Below are 24,710 nucleotides of genomic sequence, written 5' to 3'. Positions count from 1 at the left end.
CCCGGTTCGGGCCGGGGGGCGTGCGGGAGAGCCGGCGGGCCGCGTTAGGCTCGACGGGTGGATCCCAAGACCAGAAACCGCGTCATGGCCGGTGTGCTCGTACTGATGTTCGTCGTCGTGGCCGTGGCGGCTGCCGTCGGCCAGTAGCCCCTCGCCCCGGGCCCCGGCCTACCAGGCGAAGGCCTCCGGCGATGCCCCCGGACCGGGGAAGATCTCTTCCAGGCCCGCCAGGACCTCGTCCGAGAGCTCCAGCTCCACCGCGCGCAGCGCCGAGTCGAGCTGCTCCTGCGTACGCGGCCCGACGATCGGCCCAGTGACCCCGGGACGCGTCAGCAGCCAGGCCAGACCGACTTCGCCCGGCTCCAGGCCGTGCTTGTCCAGCAGGTCCTCGTACGCCTGCACCTGGGCCCGTACCGTGCTGTTGGCCAGCGCGTCCGCCGACCGGCCGGAGGCGCGGCGGCCGCCCTGGACCTCCTTCTTGATGACCCCGCCCAGCAGGCCCCCGTGCAGCGGGGACCACGGGATGACCCCGAGCCCGTACGCCTCGGCGGCCGGGATGACCTCCATCTCGGCGCGCCGCTCCGCGAGGTTGTAGAGGCACTGCTCACTGACCAGTCCGAGCCGTCCCTGGCGGGCGGCGGTCTCGTTGGCCTGGGCGATCTTCCAGCCGGGGAAGTTGGAGGAGCCCGCGTAGAGGATCTTGCCCTGCTGGACCAGGACCTCGACGGCCTGCCAGATCTCCTCGAAGGGGGTCAGCCGGTCGACGTGGTGGAACTGGTAGACGTCGATGTAGTCGGTCTGGAGCCGCTTGAGGCTGGCGTCGACGGCGCGCCGGATGTTCAGCGCCGACAGGCGGTCGTAGTTGGGCCAGGTCTCGCCCTCGCGGGACATCGAGGCGTAGACCTTGGTGGCGAGGACCGTCTTCTCGCGGCGGTCGCCGCCCTGGGCGAACCAGGTGCCGATGATCTCCTCGGTGCGGCCCTTGTTCTCGCCCCACCCGTACACATTGGCGGTGTCGAAGTAGTTGATGCCCGCGTCGAGGGCGGAGTCCATGATCGAGTGACTTTCGGGCTCCCCGGTCTGGGGGCCGAAGTTCATGGTGCCGAGAACGAGTCGGCTGACCTTGAGGCCGGTGCGTCCGAGCTGCGTGTACTTCATGGGCCACTAGCCAACTGCTTCGAGTGCGCTCGAAGCAAGACCCCGCCGTGAAGGGCGTGTTACGGCTCCCCCGCGCGGCGGTAGGGGCCGCCGATGCCCCACGCCTGGTGCAGGACGGCCGCGAACTCCCCGGCCAGCCGGTGCTCGCCCGAGGCGTTGGGGTGGGTGCCGTCGTAGGTGTCGCGGTGGATGTCGTACGCGTCCGGGCGCGCGGCCAGCAGGATCGGCGAGGCGTCGGTGGTCAGGTCGGCCACGGCCTTCGCGAGGAGCTCGTTGAAACGGGCCACCTCGGCCGCGAAGGGGGCGTCCTCCTCGGCCCGGCTGTTCGGGATGACCGGCAGCAGGATCATGCGGACGGCGGGGCGGGCGGCGCGGGCCCCGGCGATGAACCGGCGGGCGTTGGCGGCGGTCTGCTCGGCGTCGGTGTAGAAGCCGAGGTCGATCAGCCCGAGGGAGACCAGCAGGACGTCGGCCCCGGTCGAGTCGACCGCGGGACCGATGAGGGGGGCCATGTGCTGCCAGCCCTCGCCCCAGCCGGCCAGATGGCGGCGGGCGCGCTCCGGAAAGCCCGGGTCGGCGTAGGCGTGGCTGGTGGGCGTGTCGGCGGCGGTGTCGTACAGCTCGCAGCGCGGACCGACGATCCGGTAGGGACCGCCGAAGGTCGAGCTGAGGTGCTGCCACATCCGGTAGCGCCAGGTGTAGTCGCCGGCGCGTCCGATGGTCATGGAGTCGCCGACGAACATGAAACGCATCCGGTCATCATCGCGGATCGCGCGACAGAAACCCCTGTGACGCCGGACACGCGGCACGTACTGGCAGGCTGGGGGAATGCGCCTGTCCAAGCCGTCCGCCGCCGCGTCCGCCGCCGTTGCCGTCACCACCGCCGTCGCCGCCGCCGCACTCGCCGTGCCGCCGGTCCCGGCCCTCGCGGCGGGGTCCCCCGCCACGTCCTCCTTCACCATCTCCGACCCGCGGATCAAGGAGTCGAGCGGCCTGGCCGCCAGCCGGATCCACCCGGGCGTGTACTGGACGCACAACGACAGCGACGACGGCCCGTACATCTACGCGGTGGACTCGGCGACGGGCCGGACGGTGGCCCGCGTGACGCTGAAGGGGATCGGCACGCCGCGCGACGTCGAGGCGATCTCGCTCGGCCCGGACGGGCAGCTCTACGTCGGGGACATCGGCGACAACCGCAACGGCACCTGGGACCACGTGTGGATCTACCGCTTCCCGGAACCGAGGCAACTGGGTGATGTCACGGTCGAGGCCGCGCAGTTCACGGTGAAGTACGCGGACGGTGCGCGCAACGCGGAGGCCCTGATGGTCCATCCGGTGACGGGCCGCGTCTACATCGCGAGCAAGGACGAGAACAAGGGCGGCCTGTACGAGGGTCCCGCGGAGCTGACGACGGGCGGCACGAACGTGTTCCGGCGGGTCGCCGCCGTGCCGTGGGTGACGGACGGGGCGTTCTCGCCCGACGGCACCCGGCTGACGCTGCGGGGCTACTTCACGGCCCGCACCTACCCGTGGAAGGACGGCCTGCCGGTCGGCGAGGGCGAGCGGGTGGACGCGCCGTGGCAGGGGCAGGCGGAGTCGGTGACGTACACGCCGGACGGCTCGACGCTGATGTTCGGCGCGGAGGGCGAGGGCAGCCGCGTCATCGCCGTCCCGGTCACCGCCGCCCCCTCGGCCGGGTCCTCGGCCTCTCCGAAGCCGGGCTCCCCGGCGGGCGCGTCCCCCGCGACGCAGCCGACGGGCAGCTTCGGCAAGGGCGCCCTCGTCCTGGTGGGCGGCCTGATCCTGGTCTTCGGCACCAAGCGCCTCCTGCGACGCCGCCGCACCTGACCGGCGCCGCATCATCCCAGCCTCGCCGGCGTTTGAGGCGCGGGGGTCCGGGGGCAGCGCCCCCGGCAGCGGAGCCGCACCCGGGGCTCCGCCCCGGACCCCGCTCCTCAAACGCCGGAGGGGCTGAATTGACGGGTTACTCCTCGCGGATCGGGATGCGGCCGTTCACCGGTGGGGCGGCCGGGGACGGAGTTCCCGGGGCGGGGGCCTGGCCCATCGAGGCCAGGAGCTGGCGGGCCACGCCCAGGCCCGTGCCGCCCATCGTGAGCGCCTTCGCGAACATCTCCGACATGCCCTCGGCCCCGTTCAGCAGGACCATGTGCTCCACGTTCCCGAAGGCCCCGGCGCCCGCCTCCACGATCGCCGGCCAGTTCTCGGCCAGCTGCTGCGCGACCACCGCCTCCTGGTTCTCGGCCAGCGCGGCGGCCCGCGCCTTGATCGCTTCCGCCTCGGCCAGGCCCTTGGCCTTCGCCGACTCCGCCTCCGCGAGGCCCCGCGCCTGGGTGGCCGCGGCCTCGGCCTCACCGGTCGCCCGCGTGGCCTTCGCGGACGCGATGCCCCGCGCCTCCACGGCCTGCGCGTCGGCGGTCGCCGCCGTCGTCACCCGCGTCGCCTCGGCGGCCGCCGCGAGCTCCGTCTCCCGCGCCTTCGCCTGCGCCGCCGAGATCCGCGCGTCGCGCTCGGCCTCCGCCCGCGTGCGGGTCTCGTACGCCGCCGCGTCCGCGGGCTTGCGTACGTCCGCCTGCAGCTGCTGCTCGCGCCGGTGCGCCTCCAGCTCCGCCACCCGGGTCTCCTGGACGACGACCTCCTGGCGGGCGGCCGCCTCCGACAGCGGGCCCGCCTGACGGGCCGTCGCCGCCGCCTTGTCGCGCTCCGCCTGGTATCCGGCCTGCAGGATCTCGCTGTCGCGCGTCGCCTCGGCCATCCGGGCGAAGGCGGCCTGCTCGGCCTCCGTGGCCAGCCGGTTCGCCTCGGCCTGCGCGATCCGCGCGTCCCGCTGCACGGCCGCCGCGTGCGGCATCGCCAGGTTCTTGATGTAGCCGGTCGGGTCCTCGATCTCGTGGATCTGCAGCGAGTCGACGATCAGGCCGAGCTTCTCCATCTCGGTACCGCACGCCATCCGGGTCTGTCCCGTCAGCTTCTCCCGGTCCCGGATCATGTCCTCGACCGTCAGACCGCCCACGATGGAGCGCAGATGGCCCGCGAAGACGATATGCACGCGCTCGGGCATCATCTTCTGCTGGTCCAGGAAACGGCGGGCCGCGTTCGCGATCGACACCAGGTCGTCGCCGACCTTGAAGATGACGACGCCCTTCACCCGCAGCGGGATGCCCTGGTGGGTGACGCAGTCCACGGACAGCTGGGTCTCGTTGAGGTCCAGGGACAGCTTGCGCACGGCCTGCACGCCCGGAAGTACGAGCGTCCCCCGACCGGTGACGATCCGGAACCCCATGCCCTGCCCGAGGCCCTCGGTCTTGTGCGTGGAGCCGGAGATGACGAGTGCCTCGTTCGGTTCGGCCACCCGCCACATGAGCTTGAACAGGCCGATCAGAGCCACGATTGCGGCGAGAACGATTCCCGCCACGACGCCGATAGCCATCGGCAACGCCCCCTTAGCGCGGTGCCGTTCGGCACCGACGAGGCCGAGTCTGCGCCTGCCGCGGCCCGGCTGGAAGATGCGGGCCGCGTCTTGTCGCCATCTTGATACGTACAGGTGGGACGGGGCGTCAGTTGTCGTAGGCGGCCATCACGTACACCGTGCGCGGCGGCAGGTGCTCGACGACCGTCACCACCGTCCCGACGGCGAGCCGGCCCGTCCCGGCGACCGGGTGCGCGAGGAAGTGTTCCGCCCCGCCCCGGATCCGGACGATGACCTCGCCCACCAGCCCCGGCCCGACCGTCCCGGTCACCCGGCCGGTCATGCCCACCATGTCCGTGTCCGTGTCCGCGCCCCTGTCCCCCATGGGTCGAGGGTACGCCGGGCGCGAGCGCCCTACGAGCGCCCTACGAGTGGCCGAGGTCCGCGGCCGGCAGGTCCGACTCCGAGACCGGGACGGAGCCGGTGTCGGGGGCGGGTCGCAGGGTGAACTCGTCCGAGGCCATCGAGTCGAGCACCGGCGGCGCGGGCCGCAGCGGCGCCGGCATGACCGCGGCCTCGGAGTGGCCGCCGCAGCCGTAGGACAGCGAGACCAGGCGGCCGTCGGCGGGGCTGAACTCGTTGGCGCAGACGCCGAAGGCCTGGCCGAGCGAGCCGCCGATGGCGACGAGGAAGCCGCAGGAGACGCAGGACGCGGGCGCGGCCTGCGCCATCGGGGTCTTGGCGCCGAAGGACTCGTCCCAGCGGTCGGCGGCGGTGTGCAGCCCGTACCGCGACAGCACGCGTGCCCGGCGCATGCCGAGTTCCTCGGCGACCGAGGTGATGGAGCCGCGTACGGGGACCACCGCGCGGTCGGTGACGTCGGCGTCCTCGGCCTCGACCAGTTCGGCCATCTCGGTGGAGACCACGGAGTTCGGCGGCGGGGTGTCCTCGCCCGACCAGCCCGGCTCCAGGCGCAGGTCCTCGGCGTCGGTGGGCAGCAGGTCGCCGGGGCCCATGTCGCCGGGGCGCAGCCGCTCGCTCCACGGCACCCACTCGGGGGCCAGCAGGGCGTCGTCGCCCGGAAGCAGCACCGTTTCGTCGAGGGTGACGTTCTTCGCGCGGGAGGCGCGGGTCACGGTGACGGCCCAGCGCCAGCCGCGGTAGCCGGGCTCCTTGGACTCGAAGAAGTGGGTGACGACGCGGTCGCCCTCCGCCACGGCGGAGACGTGCGCGCCCACCACTCCGGGGAAGGCGGCCTCCTCGGCCGCCGCGCGGGCGAGTTCTACCGCCTCGACGCACAGGCGGTCGGGGGTACGCGGGGTACGGCTTCGCGTCGTCGCAGCACTCACTGGTCTCGTTCTCTCCTACGCCGTCTCACGTGTGCGCCGTCCGTACTGTCGTCCACAACGACCCGTCGGTGCTGTCCGTACGTGGCACGGGCGGAGCGGACCAGAGGGCCGCGTCGACGTCCGCACCCGATCGGACTCCGGGCGCACCTCACTGCAACCCATTCTGCGGGATCACGAAGAGGCGCGCGGCCAGGAGCAACCGCCGGTGGCGCGCTACGCACGCTACCTCGTCTTACGCCCCGGGCACACATGCAAGGTCCGATTCGCGGACAAGCCACCGGGTGCGCGACGCGCCGAGAGGCGCCCGGACGGGGCCGGGTGGGGCACTATGTCGAGTGTGGCACCCGTACGGTCGTCCGACGACGGCTCGGGACCGGCCAGGCGGGCCGGCCGGGCTGTCGGGCGTGCGCTGCACCTTCCGGCGCGCGGGATCCGGCGGGCCACGCACGCGCACGGGGCCGGGGAATCGGGCCTCGGCAAGCTGATCGAGCTGCACGCCATCAACGGCGCCGGTGACGTGATGATCACGGTGGCGCTGGCCTCGACGGTGTTCTTCTCCGTTCCCACGGACGAGGCGCGCGGCCGGGTGGCCCTGTACCTGGCGATCACGATGGCCCCCTTCACCGTGCTGGCCCCGGTGATCGGTCCGCTCCTGGACCGGCTGCCGCACGGCCGGCGGGCGGCCATGGCGGCCTCGATGCTGGCCCGCGCGCTGCTGGCGCTGCTGATGTCGGGCGCGGTGGCGACGGGGGGCATTCAGCTGTATCCGGCGGCGCTGGGCGTGCTGGTGGCGTCCAAGGCGTACGGGGTGGTCCGCAGCGCGGTGGTGCCCCGGCTGCTGCCGCCGAAATTCTCACTCGTGAAGGCGAACTCCCGGGTCACGCTGGCCGGTCTGCTGGCCACGGGCGCGGCGGCGCCGGTGGGTGCCGCCCTGCACCTGATCGGGCCTCCGTGGCCGCTGTACGGGGCCTGCGTGATCTTCGTGTGGGGCACGGTCGCGGCGTTCACGCTGCCGCACAAGGTGGACGAGGCCAAGGGCGAGCGCCGGGCGCGGCTGTCCACGCACGAGGCGCATTCGAAGCGGCCGGGCCTGCGGACGGTCAGCCGGGCGGTGCTGTGCGGGCTGCTGGCGAACGCCTCGATGCGTGCGCTGTCCGGGTTCCTGATCTTCTTCCTGGCGTTCCTGTTGCGCGAGCATCCCCTGGCGGGGCAGAGCGCGGCGGTGTCGCTGGGCATCGTCGGCGTGTCGGCGGGCGTGGGCAACGCCTGCGGGACGGCGGCGGGCGCGTGGCTGCGGGCGCGGGCGCCGGAGGTCATCATCGCGTCGGTACTGAGCCTGACCCTGGCGGTGGCGGTTCTGGCGGCGGTGTTCTTCAGCGGGCTGTTCATGGCCGTGCTGGGCGCGACGGCGGGCTTCTGCCAGGCGCTGGCGAAGCTGTCGCTGGACGCGATGATCCAGCGGGACGTGCCGGAGGCGGTGCGGACCTCGGCCTTCGCCCGTTCGGAGACGCTGCTCCAGGTGGCCTGGGTGCTGGGCGGCGCGATCGGGATCGTGCTGCCGCTGAACGGCGTACTGGGGATGTCGGTGGCCGCGGCGATCGTGGCCATGGGCACGACGATGGCCTACCGGGGTGTCCTCTCGGCCCCGCGCCCGCACCACCGGGGCACCTCCCGCCCCCGCGTGGCGTAGCCCCTTGCCCGGCGGGGGCTTCGGGCAACCGGAGCAACGCCGCGCCGCAGGCCACCGGTACCCCATGCAGCGGCGCAGCGCAGGGGCCCGATAGCCTTCGGCTCATGACCGCACCGCTTTTCTCGGGTAGGGCCCGCCGCAGCGTCGCGGCCCTCGGAGCCGTGTCCGCCGGCTTCCTCCTCCTTTCCGCCTGTGGCGAGAAGCCGACGCCGCTGGCGACCGTGACGGTCGGCACCTCGTCGGTGTCCGCCGAAGCGTCCTGCCACGGCGGCAAGGAGCCGCTCTCCATGGAACGCGTCCAGGAGTGCCTCACCAACCTCAAGGACCCCAAGACCATCGAGTACGCCCGGGGTGACACCCTGCGTCTCGGTGTCGAGCCGGAGGTCGTCGAGGACGGCAAGCGCTGGTCGGCGGTGCTGGACGGCCAGCCGATCACCGAGCCCTCCTCGAACACCTACCGCAGCTTCCCGGGCGCCGACGTCTTCGCGACCGGTGGCCAGGGCGAGGCCCCCTCCTCGAAGAAGCTGGCGTTCCTGCAGATCGCGGAGGACGGCCAGCCGCTCGCCGTCTGGTCCTTCAACCTCAAGCTCAAGTAACCGGGCGGCAGCGGTGCGCGCGCTCGTCGTGACCGCGGTGGCGGCGGAGGCAGACTCCGTCACCACCGGGCTGACCCCTCATCCGGACACTCCTGGTCCTGAGCCACGCACCTTGCCCGGCGGTTACCTCATCCACCGCCGGGACCTTCCGGGCATCGCCTTCGACGTGCTCGTCGGGGGCGTCGGCCCGGCGGCGGCCGCCGCCGGGACCGCCACCGCCCTGGCCCTCGCCGACTACTCGCTCGTCGTCTCCGCCGGCATCGGCGGCGGGTTCGTGCCCGCCGCCCCGCTCGGCTCCCTCGTGGTCGCCGACGCGATCGTCGCCGCCGACCTGGGGGCCGAGACCCCCGGCGGCTTCCTCGACGTGACGGAGCTGGGCTTCGGACACAGCGTGCACCTGCCGCCCGCCGAGCTCGCCGCCCGCGCCGCCGAGGCGACCGGGGCGCTGCTCGCGCCCGTGCTGACCGTTTCCACCGTGACCGGGACCGCCTCCCGGGCCGCCGGGCTCGCCGCCCGGCACCCGATGGCCGGGGCCGAGGCCATGGAGGGTTTCGGGGTCGCGGAGGCGGCCGCCGCGCACGGGCTGCCCGTACTGGAGATCCGCGCCGTGTCCAACGCCGTGGGCCCTCGTGACCGTGCCGCCTGGCGGATCGGGGACGCGCTCACCGCGCTCGCCGACGGCTTCCGCGTGCTGGGGCCCGTACTCGCGAACTGGGGAGAACGCCATGAGCACGATCACCGGTGAACCGCTGAAGATCGCCTATTCGCCCTGCCCGAACGACACGTTCGTCTTCGACGCGTGGGCGCACGGCCGGGTACCGGGCGCGCCCGCCCTCGACGTCACCTTCGCGGACATCGACATCACCAACGGCATGGCCGAGCGCGGCGAGCTGGACGTGCTGAAGGTGTCGTACGCGGTGCTGCCGTGGGTGCTGGAGGAGTACGCGCTGCTGCCGTGCGGCGGGGCGCTGGGGCGCGGTTGCGGCCCGCTGGTGCTGACCCGCGAGCCGGGCCTGGACCTGGCGGGGAAGACGGTCGCCGTGCCGAGCGAACGCTCCACCGCCTACCTGCTGTTCCGGCTGTGGGCGGCGGACGTGCTGCCGGAGGGCGTCGGCAAGGTCGTCGTCCTGCCGTTCCACGAGATCATGCCGGCGGTCCGGGACGGCCGGGTGGACGCCGGTCTGGTGATCCACGAGGCCCGGTTCACCTATCAGGACTACGGGCTGCACTGCCTGGCCGACATGGGTGAGCACTGGGAGTCCACGACCGGCCTGCCGATCCCGCTCGGCGCGATCATCGCCCGGCGCTCGCTGGGCGGTGAACGGCTGCGCGCGCTGGCCGAGTCGGCCCGTACGTCGGTCCGGATGGCCTGGGACGACCCGGAGGCCTCCCGCCCGTACGTCCGCGCGCACGCCCAGGAGCTGGACCCGGCCGTCGCCGACCAGCACATCGGTCTCTACGTCAACGAGTTCACCGCCGACCTCGGCGACTCCGGCTACGCGGCGGTGCGCGGCCTGCTCACCCGGGCGGCCGCCGAGGGACTGGTACCGGCCATCGCGCCCGGCGCGCTGGAGTTCCCGCGGGGCTGAGCCGCCCCGTACGCACGACCGCGCCCCGCCACTCTTTCGAGTGGCGGGGCGCGGTCGTGCGCGTGCCGGTGAGGCTCAGACGTCGAGCTGGTCGGCCACCGCGCGCAGCAGTCCGGCGATCTTCGTGCCGTGCACCTTGTCGGGGTAGCGGCCGCGCTCCAGCATCGGGGTGATGTTCTCCAGCAGGGTCGTGAGGTCCTGCACGATCGAGGCGAGCTCGTCGGGCTTGCGCCGCTGCGCCGCCGCGACGGAGGGTGCCGGGTCCAGTACCGTCACCGAAAGTGCCTGGTCACCGCGCTGACCCGCGACGACACCGAACTCGACGCGCTGGCCGGGCTTGAGAGCGTCCACCCCGGCGGGGAGCACCGACGAGTGGACGAAGACGTCGCCGCCGTCGTCGCGGGAGAGAAAGCCGAAGCCCTTCTCACTGTTGAACCACTTGACCTTGCCGGTAGGCACGTCCGTCCTCTGTCCTTGTGCTCGTCGGGGTCCGAAGTGCCGCTGAACGGCTCCGGACAACAGCGCAGCGGGCCATGTGTGACCCGCCATCTCAAGGCTAATGGTCAGGGGCCGGGTGACAAGACGTTCCCCGGTCCTTCGCCGTCGGCTGCCTTCGGCCAGGCAACTACCCTGGTGAGGTGACTGTTACTCCTCATTCCGACGAAGCGCGGCCCGGCGACGGACTCGTCAAGGCCGGCGGCATCGTGTTCATCGCCGGGGCCGTCGCCACGCTGGCGACCATGGCTCCGCTCTTCCTCGACGTCGACCCGTTCCCGTCGTACGCGTGGGCGGTGTGCATGCTCATGGGCGTCGGCTTCGCCATCTCCGCGGCGGGCGTGCTCCGCTCGGCGGCGGCGCAGCGCAGGGCGGCCCGGGCCTCACAGGCGTAGCCGCCCGGGCACCTCCCCGGGCCCTGCCCCTAGGCCGGCTGCGCGGCGACGTACTGCGCGAGCCACTGCGGCAGCGCGGTGAGGTCGGGCAGCACCACGTCCGCGCCCGCCTCCAGCAGTTCCTCCTCCGGGCACGGGCCGGTCGGCACCACCACGGACAGCGCGCCTGCCGTACGGGCCCCGCGTACGTCGCCGACGTGGTCGCCGACGTAGACCTGCGCCCCGTGCTCGCGCAGCGCACCGGCCTTGGCCTCCGCCCACAGCCAGCCGATGACCGCGTCGGCCTCGATCCCGAGGTGCGACAGGTGCAGCCGGGCGTTGGGCTCGTGCTTGGCGGTGACGACGATCGCGCGGCCGCCCAGCGCCCGGACGGCCTCGACGGCCTCGCGGGCGCCCGGCATGGCCGGGGTCGGCCCGATGGCGTAGGTGGGGTAGATCTCCCGGTAGCGGTCGGCCATGGCCGGGATCTCGGCCTCCGGGAACCAGTGCGCGAGCTCCTCCTCCAGAGGCGGCCCCAGCCGGGTGACGGCCTCGTCGGCGTCGATGAAGGTGCCCGTCTCGGCCGACAGGGCCTGGTAGGCGGCCCTGATACCCGGACGCGAGTCGATGAGGGTCATGTCGAGGTCGAAGCCGACGGTGAGGTTCATGCCGTCCATTGTGCCGACGCGGCCGCACGGGAGGCCGACCGCGGGCCGACCGCGGGCCACCATCAGGAGAACGCCTCGTGCTCGGCGGGTTCCCGGCTCCTTCGAAATCCTTCACATCGGTGTTCAACCTTTTCCCGGCGGCGGCGCTCAGGACAGGGGTGAGAGACACGACGTGAAGGGGAGGGCGGATGCCACCAGGCACCGAGCACGACTTCGAGGCCTTTGCCCGGGCCGGTCAGCGCAAGCTGTACCGGACCGCGTACCTGCTGTGCGGGAGCGCCGACGGCGCACGCGACCTGACGCAGACGACGCTCGCGAAGCTGTTCCAGCACTGGCGGCGGGTGTCCACCGCCGAATACCCGACGCGTACGCCAGAACCGTGCTGACCCGCACCTTCCTCGCCGAGCGGCGACGGCGCCTGCGCGACCTGCTGGCCCACCGGCGCGCCGATCCGCCGGCCCCGCCCGAGCACGCCGACCTGCGGGTCACCCTGCTCGCCGCGCTGGACGAACTCCCGCCGCGGGCCCGGGCCATGGTCGTCCTGCGCTACTGGGAGGACCTGAGCGTCGAGACCGTCGCCGAGCTGCTGCGCTGCAGCGAGGGCACGGTCAAGAGCCAGTGCTCACGCGCCCTGACGAAGCTGCGCGCGGCTCGGCAAGGCCCACGTCTACACCACCGAGAGCTGAGGAGACGCCATGGGTACCAACGAGGACCACACCGAGGACCGGGCCACGGCCGTGCTCGTCCGGGACGCGATGGCCCGTGCCACCGCGGAGCTGCCCGTCACGGCGGACCTGGTGGGCCCGGCCCGCGCCCAGGGCCTGCGCCACAGGGCCCGCGTCCGGGCGGCGATCGGCGGCGCGGTCCTGGCCGTGGCCGGGCTCGGCCTGGCCGGCGCCTTCGTCCTGCCGGGCGGCGACGACGACGGGGGGCCGACCGGAAGCACCGGGGTGATCGACGTGGCCGCGCCGCCGACGGGCTCCGCACCGCCGCCGCCGGTCCACCTCGAACCCAGTCCGGGCGAATCGTCGATGGCCGACCTGCCGCCCGCCGAACGGGCCCGGCAGGAGAACTTCCAGAACCAGGCCGTCGGTGTGCTCCAGCAGTTGCTGCCGCCGTCGGTCGGCACCGTTCAGCGGGTCGACCTGGGCGTGCGGCACTACCAGGGCACCAAGGACGGCAAGACCTTCCACATCGTCTTCTCGGTGCGGCCCTTCGAACCGGGCACCGCGCCCCAGGCCTGCCGCGAGATCAAGGGCACGGTCTGCTCGAAGACCACCCTGCCCGGCGGCATCGAGGCCGCCGCGTCGATCTCGCCGATCAACAACGGCGACGTCACCGAGTCCCGGGTCTGGTTCCGCTACGGCGCCAGCGACGTCTCCCTGAGCGTCAACCCGCACGACGAGTCGCACACCTCGGCGCCCGTCACCGCCCAACAGCTCCTCGACCTCGCCGCGTCCTCCGCTTTCCTCGACCTGGTCAAGGCGGCCGACCGCGACCCGGTGGAGGAGATGCAGCGCTCGGTCCCGGCAGGCTGACCCGCCTAGCGCCGCCGCGCCCGCCACACCAGGTACAGCGCGGACGCCAGCGCGGCGCCCCGCAGCACCCACGGCCACATCCCGTGCAGCGCCCCGCTCAGCTGGTCGTCGGCCAGGGTCTCGCCCCACTTGCCGTTCATCCGGCCCCACACCCACAGCACCGCACCGGCGAGCACGGCGCCGGGCGGGCCGAAGACCGCCCATTTCCGCTCGGCGGGCCCCAGCACCCGCGAGGCGTACGGAAGGAGCCAGCCCACCACGAGCAGCAGCCAGTAGCCGGTGACCACGCCGACCACGAGCACGGCCGCGGCCAGCAGCAGGAAGGCGTTCGGCCGCGGCCGGGCGGCGGCCGCGGCGGCTTCGGGCGCGGCGGCGGCCGCCGCCTCCTTCTTCGCGCGCCGCCGCTCGCGCAGGAACCGTACGAGGCTCCGCGCGCCCTTCTCGTCCTGCGCGGGCGGCGCCGACCCGTCCTTGCCGGCCTCCGCCGGCTCCTCCTCCGGGCCCTCCTTGAACAGGTCCGGGATCTCGATGCCGCCCGCGAACCCCTCGACCTGCGGGCCCGCCCCGTACGTCCCCGGGCTCACCCGCCACCAGTCGGGCTCGGCCCCGCCGGAGGGGCCGAGCTCGTCCAGCCCGGCCAGGTGCGGCGGCACGTTCTCGGGCTCCGTCGCGGGCACCGGGGGCGCGTTCCGGCCGCGCAGGCGGCCCGGGCCCCGCTGGACGGGGACCGACAGGCCGGGTTCGGCGGGCGCGGCAGCCGCGGGGGCCGCGGCCGCGCCCTGCCGGGAGCCGGGCGTGCCGAGGGTGTCCAGGACCTCCTCGGGCGTACCGATCCGCTCCAGGATGCGCCGTACGGCGGCGGGGGTGTCCGGGTCGTACTTGGCGCGCCGACGGTCGATCTCGTCCCGCAGCCCCGACACCAGCCGCATCCGGTCGCCGGAGGACAGCTGCCGCTGTTGCGCCAAGTCCCCGACGCGGCTCAGATATTCGTAGACCAGATGGTCGCTTTCGATCCCCACGCCCCGGCTCCTCCCTGACCCCCTGCTCCGAAGGTAGCGCGTGCGCCCGTGGAGCTGCTGCGGGCACAGCGGATACCGTTGACCGGATGGGGACCGGCCGACTGACCGGCCGACGCGACCAGGAGGCGACTGTGCCCGAGGCAAGCACTGCGGCGGGATCCGCCGGCGGGAGCCCGGCGGGAAGCTCCCCGCGCTCACTCGCCGAGGCGCTGCGCGCCCGTGACGACGCGGCGCTCGCGGCCCTGTTGCGCGCCCGGCCGGACCTGCTCGGCCCGGTTCCGGGCGACGTGACCCAGCTGGCCACCCGGGCCGGGACCCGGGCGTCGGTGGTGCGTGCCCTGGACCGGCTGGACCGGTTCGCCCTGCAGACCGCCGAGGCGCTCGCGGTGGCCCCGGATCCGTGCCCGTACCCGGTGCTGGAGGGGCTGCTGACGGGCGGCGAGGACGAACGGGCCCGCGCCGCGCTCCCCGACGCCCTGGCCACCCTGCGCGACCAGGCCCTGGTGTGGGGCGACGAGGACCGGCTGCGGCTGGTCCGCACGGCGCGCGAGCTGCTGGCCCCGTCCGCGTCCCGGCCCTCGCCCACCGGGCTGGGTCCGACCGTCGCCGAGGCCACCGCCGGGATGTCGCCGACCCGGGTGCAGGAGATCGTGGCGGCCGTCGGGCTGCCCGCCACCCATGACCCGGTGTCCGCGGTGGCGGCGCTGACCGGCCTGTTCACCGACCCGCAGCGGATGTCGGCGCTGCTCGACGAGGCTCCGGCGGAGGCGCACCAGGTACTGGGGCGGCTCGTGTGGGGGCCGCCGTACGGAGAGGTCACCCCGAATCCGACGCCGCCGGTGCGCTGGCTGCGCGACCGGGGGCTGCTGCTGCCCGCGACGGCGCGGACCGTGGTCCTGCCCCGCGAGGTGGCGCTGCACCTGCGGGGCGGGCTCGCGCACCGGGACACCGCGCCCGTGGCCCCGCCGGTGCCCGCGCACCGCGAGCACCGTCCACAGCTTGTGGACGCGAACGCCGCCGGGCAGGCGCTGGCCGCGCTGGCCACCGTCGAGGAGCTGGTGAAGTCCTGGGAGCACACCGGTCCGCCGGTGCTGCGGGCGGGCGGGCTCTCCGTACGGGACCTGAAGCGGACCGCGGCGGCGCTGGACACGAGCGAGCAGCAGGCGGCCTTCTGGGCGGAACTGGCCTACGCGGCCGGTCTGCTGGCCAGTGACGGCGAGGCCGACGAGCGGTACGCGCCCACCCCCGCCTTCGACGACTGGGTCGAACTGCCGCCCGCCGAGCGCTGGTCGGCGCTCGCGGCGGCCTGGCTGCCGGCGACCCGCACGGCCCCGCTGGTCGGCGAGCAGGACGCCAAGGGCCGCACGCTCTCCGCCCTCGGCCCCGAACTCGACCGCTCCGCCGCCCCCGAGGTGCGCCGGCGCGTGCTGGAACTCCTCGGCGACCTGCCCGAGGGCGGGGCCCCCGATCCGGAGACGCTGCTGGCGCGGCTCGCCTGGGAGCGTCCCGTACGCGGTGCGAGCGATCTGCGGGCCCGGCTCGCGCAGTGGGCGCTGGCCGAGGCGGAGGTCCTCGGCGTGACCGGGCGGGGCGCCCTGTCCGGGCCCGGCCGGGCCCTGCTGGAGCACCGCGACCCGGCGCCGCTGCTGGCCCCGCTGCTGCCGGAGCCGGTGGACCACGTCCTGCTCCAGGCGGACCTGACGGCGGTGGCCCCGGGCCCGCTGCGCCGCCCGCTGGGCGACACCCTGGCCGTGCTCGCGGACGTGGAGTCCAAGGGCGGGGCGACGGTGTACCGGTTCACGCCCGGCTCGGTGCGCCGGGCCCTGGACGCCGGGCACGCGGCCGCCGACCTGCACGCCTTCCTCAAGGAGCACAGCCGTACGCCGGTGCCGCAGCCGCTGGCCTACCTGATCGACGACGTGGCCCGCCGGCACGGGCACCTGCGGGTCGGCGCGGCCTCCTCGTATGTGCGCTGCGACGACGACGCGATGCTGGGCGAGATCCTGGCCGACAAGCGCTCGGCCGGGCTGGGGCTGCGCCGCCTGGCGCCGACGGTGCTGGCGGCGCAGGCGGATCCGACGGTCCTGCTGGAGGGGTTGCGGGCGATGGGCTACGCGCCGGCCGCGGAGTCCCGTACCGGCGACGTGCTGGTGGCGCGGGCCGACGCCCACCGCACCCCGGCCCGTTCGGCGCCCGTACCGGTGCCGGAGGGCCCGCCGGTGCCGGACGCCACGCTGCTGGCGGCGGCCGTACGGGCGATCCGCGCGGGGGACGTGGCGGCGACGGCGGTGCGCAAGGAGCCCGCGACGGCCTCCGCCGCCGGGGTGCCGGGCGAACTCCCGCGCACGAGCGCGGCGGAGACCCTGGCGACGGTGCAGGCGGCCGCGCTGACCGGGTCGGCGGTGTGGATCGGCTACGTGAACGCGGAGGGCGCGGCGAGCCAGCGGGTCATCGCGCCGGTCCGGGTGGAGGGCGGCTTCGTCACGGGTTACGACCACACGGCGGACGAGGTGCGGACGTACGCGCTGCACCGGATCACCGGCGTCGCGGAACTGGCGGACGACCACCTCTGAGGCAGCGCCCCACCCGGGGGCGCGGGGGTCAGTCCCGGACGATCAGGACGACGAAGCCGGCGACGGCGCCCAGCAGCAGGGCGGCCAGGGCGTGGCGGGGGCGGTTCTCGCGCAGCACCGGAAGGTGGTGGTCGGCGGAGAAGCGGCCCGGGCCGGTGAGGGTGAGGGCGATGACCGCGGCGAACAGCACCACTTCGAGTTCCACGCCTTTGGGCGGGAAGTAGGCGCTCAGGCCGCGGACGTCGATGATGTTGATGAAGACACCGGTCAGGGCCGCTCCGGCGAGCGGGGTGAGCAGACCGAGGGCGAGGCCGAGGCCGCCGAGGGTCTCGGAGAGGCCGGCGATGACGGCCATGGCGTCCCCGGCGGGGTAGCCGGCCATCGTGAAGCCCTTGCCGGTCGCGGTGAGGCCCGGACCGCCGAACCAGCCGAAGAGCTTCATCGTGCCGTGGCCGGCCATGCTGAGGCCGACGACGAGCCGGAGCAGGAGCAGGCCGGCGTCGTGGGTGACGGTGGTGGCGGGGGCCGAGGTGGTGCTGAAGAGCGGCTGGTCCCAGCGCGCTTGCGTCATGAGGGTCCGTTCGTTCCGACGTCGCCGGTGGGCGCCTGCGGGGCCTGGGTGGGGGTGCCTGGGGGCCTGGGGTGCCTGGGGTGGCTGGGGTGGCTGCCACCCTAGGACGCCCGGCCGCGCCGGACGGGCCGCAACATCGCCTCCCGTCCCCCCCGGCCCCCGGCGTCTACCCGTTCGGCCCTGGAACGCCTGACCACACCCCGCCGCCGGCCACCCGCCTCACCTGGGGGCGTAGTCGACCAGCCCGGCGTCGAAGGGCCACACCTCGCGGAGCCAGTGGGTGATCCGCTCGTGGACCCGCGTGTCCAGCGCGGCCCGGTCGGCGCGCACCCAGTGGCTGACGGACACCCGGCCGGGGGCCTCCCGGGAACCGTGGATGTAGAGGCAGCCGATCACGTCGCCCTCGCCCTGGCCGTCACCCTCGCCTCCGCCTTCCAGGAGGCTGTAGGCGAAGGCGACGCGCTCCTCGAACTCCCGCGCGTGCCGGACCAGGTCGGCCAGGTTCGCCTCGGCGGACATCCCCGCGACCGGCGGCCAGCCCCGTCCCACGAACCCGGGCGTCGCCCTGATGTGGGCGATGCTCCCGGTCCAGGCGGCGAGGTCCCGCTCGTTGTGCTCGGCGCCGAGCGGCTCCAGCCGGAAGCCGTCGGCGACGAGGGTCCGCGGCACCGCGAAGTCGGCCGGTACGAGAGGCTGCTGATCATGGCTCATGCCAGGACGGTACGCGCCTGTGCCGCCAGGGCCAGCAGCTTTTCCACCGGCCACTGGTCGTCCGCGTGCACCCCGTACCCGGCGGCCAGTACGCGCCCGTCCGGCGCGATCAGGAAGTCGGCGGGCAGCCCCAGGCGCCCGCCGCCCTGGACGAGCTTCGGCGGCTTCGCCCGGCCGCGCAGGATGTCGAGCGTGCCGACGGCGATCGCCCGCCAGGCGCGCGCGGCCAGCAGGGCGCGGTGGGACGACTCCACGCCGAACTCCGCGTACAGCCGCTTGCGGGGGTCCGCGATCACGGCGAAGGGCAGGTCGGCCACGTGCTCGCGCAGTTCACCGGCGGCGGAGTGGAAGACCACGACCTCCCGGATCCCGGCGGCTTCTATCTCGGCGTGCCGCCGGACCACCGAGCGCAGGTGCAGATGGCAGATGGGGCAGCCGGCGAACCGGCGGAACTGGAGGTGGACGAGGTGTCCGGGGTCCGGGACGGCCACGGGCGCCCCGTCCGCGACGGCGGTGAGGGTGCGGGTACGGACGATGGAACCGGTGTCGAGCTGCACTGGGGCCTCCTCTGTAGGCGTATGCCGTACACCTACAGCGTAAGCGTATGCCGTACGCTGTCAACACCATGCCGCGCCCCCGCTCACTCACCCCGGACCAACTGGCCGCCGCGGCCCTCGCCGTGATCGACCGTGAGGGCCTGTCCGGGCTGTCCATGCGCGCCGTCGCCGTCGAACTCGGCATCAGCACCATGGCCCTGTACCGGTACGTCGCGGACCGCGGGGAACTGGAAGCCCTCGTCGTCGAACTCGTCCTCGGCGCCGTCGACAGCACGCCGCCGCCCCTGACCGCCGGCCCCTGGCGCGCCCGCGTCACCCTCCTCGTCGACCGGATGCGGGACACCGTCGGCGCGCACCCCGCCGTGCTGCCGCTCACCATGAGCCACCGGCACCGCTCCCCCGGCGTGCTGCGCTGGGGCGAGACCGTCCTCGGGGTGCTCGGCGAGGCCGGGTTCGGGGCCGAGGAGCGGATCATCGCCCTGCGGACCCTGCTCGCCTATGTGATCGGCGCGATCCAGCAGGAACACCTCGGCGCCCTCTCCGGCGCGGGCACCGCCGCGATCGCCGAACTCCCGGCGGACGAGTTCCCCTACATGACCGAGGCCGCCCTCGGCGCCCGCTCCCTCACCCCGGACCGCGAGTTCCACGGCGGCCTCGCCATGCTGCTGGCCGGTCTGGGCCGCTGACCCTCCGAAGCGCCGTGTTCCCAGCCTCCGCCCCGTACGGCACACTGGAGGTTTGACCTGAATGAAACGGGGCGCCGCGCGTGAATGGTCCACTCATCGTCCAGAGCGACAAAACCCTCCTCCTCGAAGTCGACCACGAGCTCGCCGGAGCCGCCCGGCGCGCCATCGCCCCCTTCGCCGAGCTGGAGCGGGCCCCGGAGCACATCCACACCTACCGGATCACCCCGCTCGGGCTGTGGAACGCCCGGGCCGCCGGGCATGACGCCGAGCAGGTCGTCGACGCGCTCGTCGAGTACTCCCGCTACCCCGTCCCGCACGCGCTCCTCGTCGACGTCGCCGAGACCATGGCGCGCTACGGCCGCCTGACCCTTTCCAAGCACCCCGTGCACGGGCTGGTGCTGACCAGCACCGACCGGCCGGTGCTGGAGGAGATCCTGCGGTCCAAGAAGGTCGCCCCGCTCGTCGGCGCGCGGCTCGACGCCGACACCGTGGCCGTGCACCCCTCCGAGCGCGGGCAGATCAAGCAGACCCTGCTCAAGCTGGGCTGGCCCGCCGAGGACCTCGCCGGTTACGTGGACGGCGAGGCGCACCCGATCGAGCTCGCCGAGGACGGCTGGGCGCTGCGCCCGTACCAGCAGCAGGCCGTCGAAGGCTTCTGGCACGGCGGCTCCGGTGTGGTCGTCCTGCCCTGCGGCGCCGGCAAGACGCTGGTCGGCGCCGGGGCCATGGCGATGGCCAAGGCGACGACGCTGATCCTGGTGACGAACACCGTCTCCGCCCGCCAGTGGAAGCACGAGCTGGTCAAGCGGACCTCGCTGACGGAGGACGAGATCGGCGAGTACTCCGGTACGCGCAAGGAGATCCGGCCCGTCACCATCGCCACCTACCAGGTCCTGACGACGAAGCGGAAGGGCGTCTACCCGCACCTGGAGCTCTTCGACTCCCGCGACTGGGGCCTGATCGTCTACGACGAGGTGCACCTGCTGCCCGCGCCGGTCTTCAAGTTCACCGCCGACCTGCAGGCACGGCGCCGGCTCGGCCTGACCGCGACGCTGGTGCGCGAGGACGGGCGGGAGTCGGACGTCTTCTCGCTCATCGGGCCGAAGCGGTTCGACGCCCCGTGGAAGGAGATCGAGGCGCAGGGTTACATCGCGCCCGCCGACTGCGTGGAGGTCCGGGTCAATCTGACGGAGTCGGAGCGGCTCGCGTACGCGACCGCCGAGACGGAGGAGAAGTACCGCTTCTGCGCGACGACGGCGACGAAGCGGAAGGTCACCGAGGCCCTGGTCGCCAAGCACCGCGGTGAGCAGACCCTCGTCATCGGGCAGTACATCGACCAGCTCGACGAGCTCGGCGAGCACCTGGACGCCCCCGTCATCAAGGGCGAGACGTCCAACGCGCAGCGCGAGAAGCTCTTCAACGCCTTCCGCGAGGGCGAGATCAGCGTGCTGGTCGTCTCGAAGGTCGCGAACTTCTCCATCGACCTGCCGGAGGCCACCGTCGCCATCCAGGTGTCGGGCACCTTCGGCTCCCGCCAGGAGGAGGCCCAGCGCCTGGGCCGCGTGCTGCGGCCGAAGGCGGACGGCCACGAGGCGCGGTTCTACTCGGTCGTCGCGCGCGACACGATCGACCAGGACTTCGCGGCGCACCGCCAGCGGTTCCTCGCCGAGCAGGGGTACGCCTACCGGATCATGGACGCCGACGAGCTGCTGGCCAGCGACTGACTCCGGCAGGCGCGGGCGGTCAGGACGGCCAGTAACGGGGCGCACCAGACCCACAGCGGCGGCCAGTCGAGCACGAGGGCCCGGGCCGCGTCGGCCAGGTGCCGGGTCCAGAACGCGGCGGAGGCCTCCGGCAGGACCAGCAGCCCGAGCAGGGCGGTCCCGGCCGAGGCCGCCAGCGCGGTGAGCCCGGCGCGGACGCGGCGGGTCAGCAGGAGGTAGGCGGCGATGGCCGCCGGGGCGAGGGTGATCCCGGCGGCGACGCCCAGCGCGAAGCCCTTGCCGAGGGCGGAACGGGGCCGGCCGAGGTCCCACAGGACCAGGCAGGCGAGAGCCAGGTTGATCAGACCGGGCAGCGGTGCCTGGAACAGCGGCTGCAGCCACAGCCCGGCGATGGTGGCGGCCAGCACGGGCCCGGGCCGGGACCGAAGTCCCGCGAGGCGGCAGGACAGCGTGATCAGCAGGGCGAGCAGGCCGGCGTTGCCGAGGACGAGGACGGCCTTCAGCGCGCCGCTCGGCAGCCACGCGGCGGGCGTGAAGAGGATCGCCGCGAACGGCGGATACGTGGTGGGCGGCCCCCACTCGGCGGCGGAGAAACCCTGGACGAGGGCGTCGGCCACCGGGATGCGCAGGGCGATGCAGAGAACGCCCAGCACCAGCAGCGAGCCGGTCAGCAGCACACCGGCGAACGACGACGGTGAGTGGCTGGGAACGGTACTCCGGGTCACCCGCGTGACCCTAGTGGATCAGTGGACGTGCCGCGCGGGGCCCGAGGTCAGTGGCGTATGACGCCCGCGTCCTCGGAGTACTCACCGAGGACGACGACGCTCACGGCGGTCGCCGCGAAGATCTTGACGGCGCGCAGCATGCCGCCGAAGCCGTTGCGCGGAAGGGAGTCGGAGTCGGCGCCGCTAGGACGGCTGCCCTGGATCGAGGTGAAGGTTGCGGGGCTCATGGATCCATGGTGCGTTTCCGCGCCGTCCCGCACATCGCTCCCGGGAGGGAACCTCACGGCTCCCGGAGTCCTCCTCCCGTCGCATGCGCACCCCTAGGGGTGGCTACCAAGGTCTGACACTCCCCGGTACGACACCCGTCCGGATGCACGGGTGCCGGTCGGGACGGAGCCTGGGAAGGTCCGCGGTACCGGCGACGACGCCAGGGGAGTGATCCGCATGACCCACCGTTCCCGGACGCATCGCCTCGCGCTGCTCTGCGTGTCGACGGCCCTGGCCACAGGAGCCCTGCTGACGTCCCCCGCCGGACCTGCCGCCGCGGCCGTCGACGCGTACGCCGCCCCGCAGTACCTCGCCACGGTCACGGCCGGAGCCTCCGGCTTCTCCGTGTACGACATGCCGGGCGACCGCTATCCGCTGGACGAGCAGCTGCAGGGCTTCGTCGACGCGTTCAGCCTGGTCGGCCTCGGGACCGTGACCAGTCATGACGTCCGCAAGTCGACGGTGGACGGCCGCCCGGTCCTCGATGCGAGGCTCTCCGGCAAGAACGGCGACGAGTCCACGGTCGGCTTCATCCGGCTCATCTCCGACGACGACCACCTGGTCCTGGCCATGACGCTCGGTCTTGAGGCGGACAAGAAGGAGCTGAACGGAATGCACCAGCAGCTCATCGACTCCCTCAAGATCCCCTGATCCCTCCAGCCCCCCCCTGGCACCCAGGCGCCCTGGGTCCCCTTGGCCCCCTTGGCCTCGTGATCCCCGCCCCGGATAAATTCGTTCGCGCCGCACCGCCCCGGTGGCTAGAATCTCCGCTCTTGCCGCCTCCCGCCGCCTCATCGGGGAGAGCCGCCCTCCGGCCGGAAACCGGCGGGCCATCTGTTCCGCATCCAGCAGCTGGAGGCAGTTCCGTGCCCGCGCACGCCCCCGAGACCACGTACGACGACCCGTCCGCGCCCACCGACCCGCTGGGCCGCGAACGGGCCCACCTCACCGCCTCGCGTTCGGCCCTGCGCGCCATGCGCGAGGACGTCGAGTCCCTCGACATCCGCGACGTCACCGCGAACTGGGTCAACGCGATCGTCCTCCAGGCCCAGATCGACGACCGCATCAAAGCCCTCGCCGACCTCGCCCACACCCCGCTCTTCTTCGGCCGCCTCAACTACCTGCACGCACCGGGCGCGGAGCTCGCCGAGGGCGCGGAGGGCGAGCAGTTCTACATCGGCCGCCGGCACGTCCACGACGCCGACGGCGACCCCATGGTCATCGACTGGCGCGCGCCCGTCTCCCAGCCGTTCTACCGGGCCTCCAAGACCGACCCTCAGGACATCGCGCTGCGCAGGCGCTTCGGTTACACCGGCGGCGAACTGACGGCGTACGAGGACGAGCACCTGTCCGACCCCGGCGAGGCGGCCGCGGTCAGCAAGCTGCTCCAGCAGGAGATCGAGCGGCCGCGCGTCGGCCCCATGCGCGACATCGTCGCGACGATCCAGCCCGAGCAGGACGAGATCGTCCGCTCCGGCCTGTCCGGTTCCGTCTGCGTGCAGGGCGGCCCCGGCACCGGCAAGACCGCGGTCGGCCTGCACCGGGTCGCGTACCTGCTCTACGCGCACCGGGACCGCCTCGCCCGCACGGGCACGCTCGTCATCGGGCCGAACCGTTCCTTCCTGCACTACATCGAGCAGGTCCTGCCGGCCCTGGGCGAGCTGGAGGTCAAGCAGGCCACCGTGGACGACCTGGTCGCCCGCGCCGGCCTGGAGGTTCGCGGCACGGACGCCGCCGAGACCGCCGTGGTCAAGGGCGACGCCCGGATGGCGGTGGTGCTGGACCGCGCCGTCCGCTCGCACGTCACGCGCCCCACGGAGCCGCTGATGGTGGTCCGCGGCTCGCGCCGCTGGCGGGTACCGGCGTACGAGCTGGAGGAGATGGTCGAGGAGCTGCAGAAGCGCGACATCCGCTACGGCGCGGCCCGGGAGGCCCTGCCGCAGCGCATCGCGCACGCGGTGCTCGTCAGGATGGAGCAGGCGGGCGAGGCCCCCGACGACCGGGTGCAGGACGCGGTGGCCCGCAACGCGGCGGTGAAGGCGGCGGTCAAGGAGATCTGGCCGCCGGTCGAACCGGCGAAGCTGGTCCTGCGCCTGCTGTCCGATCCCGGGTTCCTCGCGCTGCACGCGGCGGACGTCCTCACGGAGGACGAGCAGAAGCTGCTCCTGTGGCCGAAGCCGTTCCGGAGCGTGAAGTCGGCGAAGTGGTCGGCGGCGGACCTGGTCCTGATCGACGAGGCGGCCGACCTGGTGGAACGGACGCATTCGCTGGGCCACGTGGTCCTCGACGAGGCGCAGGACCTCTCCCCGATGCAGTACCGGGCCGTGGGACGGCGCTGCACGACCGGCTCGGCGACGGTCCTCGGCGACCTGGCGCAGGGCACCACGCCGTGGGCCACGCGCAGCTGGGACGAGGCCCTCACGCACCTGGGCAAGCCGCAGGCGGTGCTGGAGGAGCTGACGGCGGGCTTCCGCGTGCCGCGCGAGGTGATCGCCTACGCCTCCCGGCTGCTGCCGTCGATCTCCCCCGGCCTGGCCCCGGTGTCCTCCGTGCGCGAGACCCCGGGCTCGCTGCGGATCGTGGAGAGCGCGGATCTCGACGCGGAGGTGGTCGGCGCGTGCCGGGACTCCTTGGCGTTCGAGGGCTCGATCGGGCTGATCGCGGCGGACGCGCGGATCCCCGTCCTGGGCGAGGCCCTGCTGGCGGCGGGCCTGCCGTACCTGTCCCCCGGCGAGGAGACGACCGCCGAGTCCCGGCTGACGCTCGTGCCGGCGTCGCTGGCGAAGGGCCTGGAGTACGACTACGTGGTCCTGGACGAGCCCGCGGCGATCGTGGACGGCGAGCCGGACGAGCGGACGGGCCTGCGCCGGCTCTACGTCTGCCTCACCCGCGCGGTCTCGGGCCTCTCCGTGGTGCACACGGCGGCCCTGCCCGAGGCACTGCTGCCCTGACCTGCGGGTCCGCTTCCTGGGGCGCCGCCCCGGACCCCGCGC

25 protein-coding genes and 1 pseudogene are annotated in these 24,710 nt (G+C 73.7%); 13 read left to right on the top strand and 13 right to left on the bottom strand.

Going from position 1 to position 24,710, the window contains the following annotated elements; all coding sequences use genetic code 11:
- Positions 1–168 precede the first annotated feature (168 nt).
- Together Sspor_RS24360 and Sspor_RS24355 are read right to left on the bottom strand one after the other, a co-directional pair.
- The gene (locus Sspor_RS24360; protein ID WP_202201017.1) at positions 169–1,158 is read right to left on the bottom strand and encodes an aldo/keto reductase; all 990 of its coding nucleotides are present in this window, start codon (positions 1,156–1,158) and stop codon (positions 169–171) included.
- A 59-nt stretch (positions 1,159–1,217) separates the two neighbouring features.
- Positions 1,218–1,910 carry a GDSL-type esterase/lipase family protein gene (locus tag Sspor_RS24355; protein WP_202201016.1) on the bottom strand — a complete coding sequence of 231 codons (693 nt, stop codon included), beginning with the start codon at positions 1,908–1,910 and terminating at the stop codon, positions 1,218–1,220.
- 76 nt (positions 1,911–1,986) lie between these two features.
- On the opposite strand from Sspor_RS24355, the gene Sspor_RS24350 reads away from it, so the two are divergent.
- Positions 1,987–3,006 (top strand): PQQ-dependent sugar dehydrogenase family protein, encoded by a 1,020-nt coding sequence (locus Sspor_RS24350; protein ID WP_202201015.1) that lies wholly within the window; start codon positions 1,987–1,989, stop codon positions 3,004–3,006.
- 136 nt (positions 3,007–3,142) lie between these two features.
- Here the strand turns inward: Sspor_RS24350 and Sspor_RS24345 are convergent, their stop codons facing one another.
- The 3 genes from Sspor_RS24345 to Sspor_RS24335 form a co-directional block, all read right to left on the bottom strand.
- Positions 3,143–4,606: a flotillin family protein gene (locus tag Sspor_RS24345; protein WP_202201014.1), complete on the bottom strand. Its 1,464-nt coding sequence runs from the start codon at positions 4,604–4,606 to the stop codon at positions 3,143–3,145.
- Between the two features lie 127 nt (positions 4,607–4,733).
- On the bottom strand, positions 4,734–4,937 hold the full coding sequence (locus Sspor_RS24340; RefSeq protein WP_505403309.1) for an NfeD C-terminal domain-containing protein: 204 nt from the start codon (positions 4,935–4,937) through the stop codon (positions 4,734–4,736).
- 73 nt (positions 4,938–5,010) lie between these two features.
- Complete coding sequence (locus tag Sspor_RS24335) at positions 5,011–5,934, bottom strand: DUF3027 domain-containing protein (RefSeq protein WP_189735105.1); 924 nt, start codon at positions 5,932–5,934, stop codon at positions 5,011–5,013.
- A 328-nt stretch (positions 5,935–6,262) separates the two neighbouring features.
- Here Sspor_RS24335 and Sspor_RS24330 point away from each other — a divergent pair, with 328 nt between their 5' ends.
- The 4 genes from Sspor_RS24330 (at position 6,263) to Sspor_RS24315 (ending at position 9,809) form a co-directional block, all read left to right on the top strand.
- A complete protein-coding gene (locus Sspor_RS24330; RefSeq protein WP_202201012.1) occupies positions 6,263–7,624 on the top strand; it encodes an MFS transporter in 1,362 nt (453 codons plus the stop codon).
- A 104-nt stretch (positions 7,625–7,728) separates the two neighbouring features.
- Positions 7,729–8,220, top strand: a complete 492-nt coding sequence (locus Sspor_RS24325; protein ID WP_202201011.1) for a DUF2771 domain-containing protein — start codon at positions 7,729–7,731, stop codon at positions 8,218–8,220.
- A 13-nt stretch (positions 8,221–8,233) separates the two neighbouring features.
- Complete coding sequence (locus Sspor_RS24320) at positions 8,234–8,965, top strand: futalosine hydrolase (RefSeq protein ID WP_202201010.1); 732 nt, start codon at positions 8,234–8,236, stop codon at positions 8,963–8,965.
- Complete coding sequence (locus Sspor_RS24315) at positions 8,946–9,809, top strand: 1,4-dihydroxy-6-naphtoate synthase (protein WP_202201009.1); 864 nt, start codon at positions 8,946–8,948, stop codon at positions 9,807–9,809. The genes Sspor_RS24320 and Sspor_RS24315 overlap by 20 nt, the downstream gene beginning before the upstream one ends.
- A 75-nt stretch (positions 9,810–9,884) precedes the next feature.
- On the opposite strand, the gene Sspor_RS41140 is transcribed toward Sspor_RS24315, so the two are convergent.
- Positions 9,885–10,268 (bottom strand): cold-shock protein, encoded by a 384-nt coding sequence (locus tag Sspor_RS41140; protein ID WP_030012939.1) that lies wholly within the window; start codon positions 10,266–10,268, stop codon positions 9,885–9,887.
- Positions 10,269–10,447: 179 nt separating this feature from the next.
- Between Sspor_RS41140 and Sspor_RS24305 the strand changes: the two genes are divergently transcribed.
- Positions 10,448–10,699, top strand: a complete 252-nt coding sequence (locus Sspor_RS24305; protein WP_189735097.1) for a hypothetical protein — start codon at positions 10,448–10,450, stop codon at positions 10,697–10,699.
- Between the two features lie 29 nt (positions 10,700–10,728).
- Here Sspor_RS24305 and Sspor_RS24300 read toward each other — a convergent pair whose 3' ends face one another.
- Entirely contained in the window at positions 10,729–11,346 is a 618-nt protein-coding gene (locus tag Sspor_RS24300) for an HAD family hydrolase (protein ID WP_237404000.1), read from the bottom strand.
- A gap of 188 nt (positions 11,347–11,534) precedes the next feature.
- Here Sspor_RS24300 and Sspor_RS24295 point away from each other — a divergent pair.
- Both Sspor_RS24295 and Sspor_RS24290 read left to right on the top strand, forming a co-directional pair.
- A pseudogene (locus Sspor_RS24295) lies at positions 11,535–12,032 on the top strand (SigE family RNA polymerase sigma factor).
- A gap of 9 nt (positions 12,033–12,041) precedes the next feature.
- Positions 12,042–12,884, top strand: a complete 843-nt coding sequence (locus tag Sspor_RS24290) for a hypothetical protein (protein WP_202201007.1) — start codon at positions 12,042–12,044, stop codon at positions 12,882–12,884.
- 5 nt (positions 12,885–12,889) lie between these two features.
- On the opposite strand, the gene Sspor_RS24285 is transcribed toward Sspor_RS24290, so the two are convergent.
- Positions 12,890–13,903 carry a hypothetical protein gene (locus Sspor_RS24285; RefSeq protein ID WP_202201006.1) on the bottom strand — a complete coding sequence of 338 codons (1,014 nt, stop codon included), beginning with the start codon at positions 13,901–13,903 and terminating at the stop codon, positions 12,890–12,892.
- An 86-nt stretch (positions 13,904–13,989) separates the two neighbouring features.
- Here Sspor_RS24285 and Sspor_RS24280 point away from each other — a divergent pair, with 86 nt between their 5' ends.
- Complete coding sequence (locus Sspor_RS24280; protein WP_202201005.1) at positions 13,990–16,476, top strand: helicase-associated domain-containing protein; 2,487 nt, start codon at positions 13,990–13,992, stop codon at positions 16,474–16,476.
- A gap of 28 nt (positions 16,477–16,504) precedes the next feature.
- Here Sspor_RS24280 and Sspor_RS24275 read toward each other — a convergent pair whose 3' ends face one another.
- The 3 genes from Sspor_RS24275 to Sspor_RS24265 all read right to left on the bottom strand — a co-directional run bounded on the left by Sspor_RS24275 (position 16,505) and on the right by Sspor_RS24265 (position 18,315).
- Positions 16,505–17,047, bottom strand: a complete 543-nt coding sequence (locus Sspor_RS24275) for a DoxX family protein (RefSeq protein WP_202201004.1) — start codon at positions 17,045–17,047, stop codon at positions 16,505–16,507.
- Between the two features lie 219 nt (positions 17,048–17,266).
- A complete protein-coding gene (locus Sspor_RS24270; protein WP_237403999.1) occupies positions 17,267–17,758 on the bottom strand; it encodes an N-acetyltransferase in 492 nt (163 codons plus the stop codon).
- Positions 17,755–18,315, bottom strand: coding sequence for a peroxiredoxin-like family protein (locus tag Sspor_RS24265; protein ID WP_202201003.1), 561 nt, complete (start codon positions 18,313–18,315; stop codon positions 17,755–17,757). The genes Sspor_RS24270 and Sspor_RS24265 overlap by 4 nt, the downstream gene beginning before the upstream one ends.
- A 68-nt stretch (positions 18,316–18,383) precedes the next feature.
- On the opposite strand from Sspor_RS24265, the gene Sspor_RS24260 reads away from it, so the two are divergent.
- Together Sspor_RS24260 and Sspor_RS24255 are read left to right on the top strand one after the other, a co-directional pair.
- Positions 18,384–19,001, top strand: a complete 618-nt coding sequence (locus Sspor_RS24260; RefSeq protein WP_202203828.1) for a TetR/AcrR family transcriptional regulator — start codon at positions 18,384–18,386, stop codon at positions 18,999–19,001.
- 80 nt (positions 19,002–19,081) lie between these two features.
- On the top strand, positions 19,082–20,725 hold the full coding sequence (locus Sspor_RS24255; protein ID WP_189735079.1) for a DNA repair helicase XPB: 1,644 nt from the start codon (positions 19,082–19,084) through the stop codon (positions 20,723–20,725).
- On the opposite strand, the gene Sspor_RS24250 is transcribed toward Sspor_RS24255, so the two are convergent.
- Together Sspor_RS24250 and Sspor_RS24245 are read right to left on the bottom strand one after the other, a co-directional pair.
- Positions 20,683–21,450: a glycosyltransferase 87 family protein gene (locus tag Sspor_RS24250; protein WP_202201002.1), complete on the bottom strand. Its 768-nt coding sequence runs from the start codon at positions 21,448–21,450 to the stop codon at positions 20,683–20,685. The genes Sspor_RS24255 and Sspor_RS24250 overlap by 43 nt on opposite strands.
- A 47-nt stretch (positions 21,451–21,497) precedes the next feature.
- A complete protein-coding gene (locus Sspor_RS24245) occupies positions 21,498–21,677 on the bottom strand; it encodes a hypothetical protein (protein WP_202201001.1) in 180 nt (59 codons plus the stop codon).
- Between the two features lie 217 nt (positions 21,678–21,894).
- On the opposite strand from Sspor_RS24245, the gene Sspor_RS24240 reads away from it, so the two are divergent.
- Together Sspor_RS24240 and Sspor_RS24235 are read left to right on the top strand one after the other, a co-directional pair.
- Positions 21,895–22,368, top strand: a complete 474-nt coding sequence (locus Sspor_RS24240) for a hypothetical protein (protein WP_202201000.1) — start codon at positions 21,895–21,897, stop codon at positions 22,366–22,368.
- A 215-nt stretch (positions 22,369–22,583) separates the two neighbouring features.
- Positions 22,584–24,668, top strand: a complete 2,085-nt coding sequence (locus Sspor_RS24235; RefSeq protein WP_202200999.1) for a HelD family protein — start codon at positions 22,584–22,586, stop codon at positions 24,666–24,668.
- Positions 24,669–24,710: the final 42 nt, after the last annotated feature.

Source organism: Streptomyces spororaveus, from assembly GCF_016755875.1.
Taxonomy (GTDB): Bacteria; Actinomycetota; Actinomycetes; order Streptomycetales; family Streptomycetaceae; genus Streptomyces; species Streptomyces spororaveus.
Note: the sequence above shows the minus strand (reverse complement) of the source record. Positions and strands in the feature narration are given on the sequence as shown.